We start from the raw sequence: 4,956 nt of genomic DNA on the forward strand, positions 1-4,956 counted from the left end.
CACCACGCCCATGCCGCCCGCGCCGAGCTGCCCCAGCACGGTGTAGCGGTCGAGCACCCGCTGCCCGGCGAGGGGAACGGTGAACGGAGCCTCCGCGACAGGGCCGGAAGGATCGGTCCGAGGCTGAGTGGGCGCCTCCTCGGATTCACTCATCGGCCCAGCTCCTTCCCCATGTGCTCTCCTCAGCGGATCTGGAGCGGGAGGCTCAGCGTGCCGAATGCCTCGCCGGTGCGCGCGTCCTCCAGGGTCGCCTGGAGCTGGACCTGGACTTGGCCCTCCCGCGCGTCGAGCGGGGGGAAGTAGAGGAAGCCCGCCTGCGTGCCCCCGTCGGGCACGGCGCCCTCGTGGAAGGCCTGCCGCACCATGTCCGCCGAAGGCTCCGTGAGGCCGTGCGCGGGGGGCATGCAGCTGATGCAGGGAGGACCTGCATACCGCACATCATTGGTACCGTTGGTGCGGGTGTACGTCCGGTCGGCGCCATCCGAGGGGTGGCCGCCCACCGCGAGCGGAGTGTTGGGCAGGCGCTGACCGGTGTGCGGAGGAGGAGCCTGGATGCGCGTGGCCCGCGTGGAGAAGAACTGGTCCATCGCGGCCTGCGACAGCGCCTCATGGCGCGCCTCGCCCACCAGCGCGAAGTGCCGGAGCCGGACGTTCAGCGGCCGGCCGCTGCGGTTCTCCAGGACGAGCTCCACGGGCGTGAGGTGGTCATCGAGATCCTTGGGGTAGCTCTCCCAGCTCGAGCCGTTCGCCAGGAGCCGGACCCCATGGGCCTCGCCCACGATGGTGGACGCGTCCGCCGTCAAGCTTAGGGCCGTAGGTGCCGGGCGGAGCGCACCCTCCTGAGCGCACCCCAGGGCGAGCAACAGCACCATGACTCCAGACCCGTGAACACGCATGGAAACCCTCCTCGTAGGGAGGAGGATAGCAGCACACCTGCCGTTCAAGCCCGTCAGGGCCAGCTCCTGACGACGTAAAGAGGGCTGCCTCGTCCTGGCGCGGGAGCCGTGACTCCCGCGCGATCAGAGCCCCGCCACCTTGGCAGAGCTGGAGACCGTGTAGGCGAAGGCCAGCTCCTGCTGGGAGCGCGCGGGGGCAGGGAGCTCGAAGCGGAGGATTCCGTCCTGGCTCACCTTCGAGGGGGCCGGCTTCGCCTTCTCCTTGAGCAGCTCGATCTCCACTGCCTCCACCTCGGAGACGGGCATCCGCTCCTCGATGGCGATCTGCTCCGCCCGGCTGCCCGTGTTGGAGAGGAACAGCTTCACGAAGTGCGTCCGTGTCTTCCGGCCGGTGAGCCGGTTCGTGTCCAGCTTCGTCTCCACCTGGCGGGCGATGCGCAGGGCGTCCTCGCTGCCGAAGCCCAGCTTCACCCGCTCACCCACTCCCGCGAAGGTGAGCTGTGCCCGCCCCACGTAGCCGCTCGTGCGCACCAGATCCACCGGGCCCGCCAGCAGCACTGAGGAGCCCTTGTTCTCGAAGCGCGCCACCCGGTGCACCAGCGGCGAGTGCTCCGGCGTCCCCACCAGCTCCGAGGTGGCTGGCGCCGTGAACTGGAACAGCGGCACCCGGTGCGGCGCTCCATCCGAGGGCAGGGTGACGCGGTGGGTGGCCTTCAGCGTCAGCGGCTCGCCGCCGTCATCGAGACCGGGCATGTCCTCGGTCTGCCGGGCGCCGCCCTCGCCTGTCGTCTGAACGGTCTCCTCGCGGATCGTCACCTCCACTGTGTGCTTCTCCTGCTGGGTCTTGTCCCGCAGGTACAGCCGATCCTCCACCAGCCGCGGCGGACTGGCTCCCAGCGTGGGACGCGCCGTCGAGAAGGCCATCTCCACGTCCTTCCAGTCCTCCTCCGTGCGCTGCCACACCACCGCCTCGCACTCCAGCACCACGGTCTCTCCACCCTCGCCGGGCCGCAGCGTGGCCCGGTACGCCGGACGCCACACGGCGCTGGGCACCAGGTACGCCACGCCCACCGTCACCGTGCCTCCCGTGGGGTGGTTCACCTCCATCTCCGTCGAGGTGACGAGCTTCGCCTCCGGCTGCTCGCCCTGCGCGAACGCGCCCTGCGCCTCTGCCAGCCGCTGCCGGGCCACGGCCTCCCGCTTGCGCGCCTGCCGCAGCGCCTCCTCCGTAGAGCCCACCTCCGCCCGCACCGCCGCCAGGTGGAGGCGCCAGGTGTCCGGCGTCGCCTTGCCGGCGCCGACGAGCTCGGAGATGGAGCGCAGCACGTCCGCGCGCGCGGCCTGCGCCACGCTCAGCCTTGCCTCCAGGCGGAGGACATCGCCCGTGGCGACCCGCACCGCCTGCTCGAGCGACTCGACGCGGCGCCCGAGCTCCGTGCGGTGCTCGCGCAGCCCCTCCTTGGGCTGCTCCTTCCAGGTGCGGCTCACGCGCGCGCCGACGATGGTGCCCCCGGACAGGGAGACCTGGAGCGACCGGTCCACCGCGAGCGGTGACAGCCCCTCCACCCTCAACCGCTGCGGGCCGGCGGGGATCGTCACCTCGCCGCGGCGCTCCACGAGCGCGCGATCCTCCAGGACGGTGACCTTGATGACGGGGAGTGTGACGTGGGTGCTCACTTACGTCCTCCGGTTGCCGCCCTGGAGCATCTTGCTCGAGGGGATCTTCACGACCCAGGTCGCGTCCAGCGCTTGCTTCTCACCCGCCTGCAGCGTTACCCGCCACGTCCGCTCACCGTCCACCGGAGTGTCTCCGGGCAGCGGCTCCGGGGAGCGCCAGGGAGGCTTGATCTCGGTCTCCTCGACCTTGATGTCCTTCTCGTCCTTGGGGATCACGGGCACGCGCTCGCGAATCTCCACGATCACCGGCCGGCCCAGCCGGTTGGCCACCTCTACCGAGATCCGGTGCGTGAGCATCGCGGCTCCACCGAAGACGCCTCCCGAGGCCTCGTCGAAGCGCGTGTTGCGCGACACCTTGATGGACTCTTCGACGCCCAGCCCCAGCCGCTGCGTGGCGCCCGGCGCCAGCGTGGGCAGGGGAGAGGTCATGAGGAACTCGTCCCCGAGCGTCACGTCCACCGGGCCCGCGAGCAGCGCGTGGGGTGTGCGGTTCTCTACCTTCACCGTGCGGAAGACCTGCGGCTCCATGGATGGGACGCAGAGGTACTCGGCGGCGAGCCCCACGGGCGCCGAGAACACCGGCACCGTGTGCCACACACTGTCCGAGGGTACGTCGGTCCGCGTCTCCACGTCATAGCGGTAGTCGAAGTGGGGCGTGGACTGGCGAGGCGGCACGGCCCAAGTGGGCGGGCTGATCTGGTGGACGGAGTCCATGGTCTGCTGGCGGATGGCGATCAGCGAGACGATGTCCACCTGCACATGCATCGCCGTCAGCGCGATCAACTCCTGGGAGGACCAGGCGGGGCGGGGCTGAAGCCGGCCGCGCAGACCGGGCTGGCTTGGGGGAGCCAGCTCCAGCGATTGGTAGTCCAGCAGGTTGCCGCCGAGCTCGAGGCCCGACGGGGGCTCCGGCTCCGAAGGGGGAGCGCCGCCAAAGCCGCCCATGGCAGCCCCTTCATCCAGGTCCATCATGGGGGCGTCGTCGTACGCCGCGTCCTTGGCCATCTCTTCTTGAGGGGCCGACATCCTCCTGCCTCGAGCCAGAGCTCCTCCTCCCCCAGGTGCTCCACTTCGTCTGGGGGCAGCGGCGGTAGGAGCCTGACGAGGTGGGGACGGCGGAGCGCTGGACGAAGAGAAGATGCCGGAGAGAGCGCCGCCCTTCTTCATCATCCGAGGTGCCTCCGCCTCCGGAGAGGGCATGGCGGAGTAGGAGGGTTCGTCGGCATCCTGCTCGAAGAGGTCGGCCTTGGGCGCCGGTTCGGGAGCCGCCGCCTGGAAGCGGGCGTCACCCGCTGGGAGCTCCGCGGTGATGGAGCGGTCCGGGGCCTTGTTCTTGGGCTGGGGCTTGGCGAGGACTGGAGCGGGCTGGGACGGACGTGGAGGTCTGCCCGCGGAGTCATATCCGGCGAAGAGCTCGTCGAGCCCGGGTGGGGGCTCGCGCCACCCCGAGCAGGCCGGAGGAGGCTGGCGCCGGCCGATGCGCAGGGCCTTGAGCTCCGGCACATCCGCGCGGCGGTGGAGCTGGGCGGTGGACAGGGACAGCTTCACGTTCTGCCAGTCCTCGCCGGTGCGCTGGAGCACGGAGGCCCGCATCCGCAGCGTCCCGCCGTCGAGCGAGCGCGGCATGCGCAGCTCGTACCCTGGCACCCAGCGTGCTCCGCGCACGGCGTACTCGAGTGCCAGCCGCGTCTCCCCCTCCACGGCGCCCGCCTCCGAGAGCGTGATGAGGGCGGCGCGGTACAGCACTGCGCGCTGGCCACGCACCGCGGACGAGCCCTCCTGTAGCCTGCGTCGGCGCAGCTCCACTTCTGCTGTCGCGTCCCGGTGGCGCCGCTCCAGGTCGAGCTTCCGAGCGTGGAGGGCCGCCAGCTCCTCGTCCACGAAGCCGGCGAGGGCGAGGACGGCGGTGGGGGAGGCCTCGCGAGGCTCCTGGCCTTCCTTGGGCTGCAGGAAGGAGGGGCCGAGCTGCTGAAGCGCGTCGAGATCCTGCTGCACCCGCTGGAGCTCCAGGGAGACGCTGGCGAGCGCCTCCTGAGCATCCTCGAGTGCGCGTTGCTCCGCGGGGACATCGGGCTCGGGGGGGAGCTGCGCGTCGAAGGCAGGGCGGATGTCGCGGACGGCGAGACCGGCGGGGCCTTGAAGGATGGCTGCGCGCAGCGAGCCGGTGGTGAGCCCTAGCGGCAGGCCATTGATGCGGACCTGCATGGGCAGCCGGCCATTCTCGGCCGGCACCATGGCCACGCGGGTGCAGAGCGCTCCGTCGGCATGGACGGTGACTGCGTCCAGGACGGATGGGACAACGAGCATGGAGGCCCCCTCCAGATGAGTGGCCCCCAGGCTAGCGGGCCCGGGCCCAGAGAGCGAGCGCGGCTCATAGGCCCCC

At 71.1% G+C, this 4,956-nt stretch carries 3 protein-coding genes; all 3 read right to left on the minus strand.

What is annotated here, in order from left to right; all coding sequences use genetic code 11:
- Positions 1-182 precede the first annotated feature (182 nt).
- The 3 genes from VD972_RS18615 to VD972_RS18625 all read right to left on the minus strand — a co-directional run bounded on the left by VD972_RS18615 (position 183) and on the right by VD972_RS18625 (position 4,880).
- Positions 183-896: a hypothetical protein gene (locus VD972_RS18615; RefSeq protein WP_324988829.1), complete on the minus strand. Its 714-nt coding sequence runs from the start codon at positions 894-896 to the stop codon at positions 183-185.
- A gap of 123 nt (positions 897-1,019) precedes the next feature.
- Positions 1,020-2,573 (minus strand): mucoidy inhibitor MuiA family protein, encoded by a 1,554-nt coding sequence (locus VD972_RS18620; protein ID WP_324988831.1) that lies wholly within the window; start codon positions 2,571-2,573, stop codon positions 1,020-1,022.
- Entirely contained in the window at positions 2,574-4,880 is a 2,307-nt protein-coding gene (locus tag VD972_RS18625; RefSeq protein ID WP_324988833.1) for a DUF4139 domain-containing protein, read from the minus strand.
- Between the last annotated feature and the right edge of the window lie 76 nt (positions 4,881-4,956).

Origin of the sequence: Hyalangium sp. (assembly GCF_035629615.1) — a bacterium.
Classification (GTDB): Bacteria; Myxococcota; Myxococcia; order Myxococcales; family Myxococcaceae; genus Hyalangium.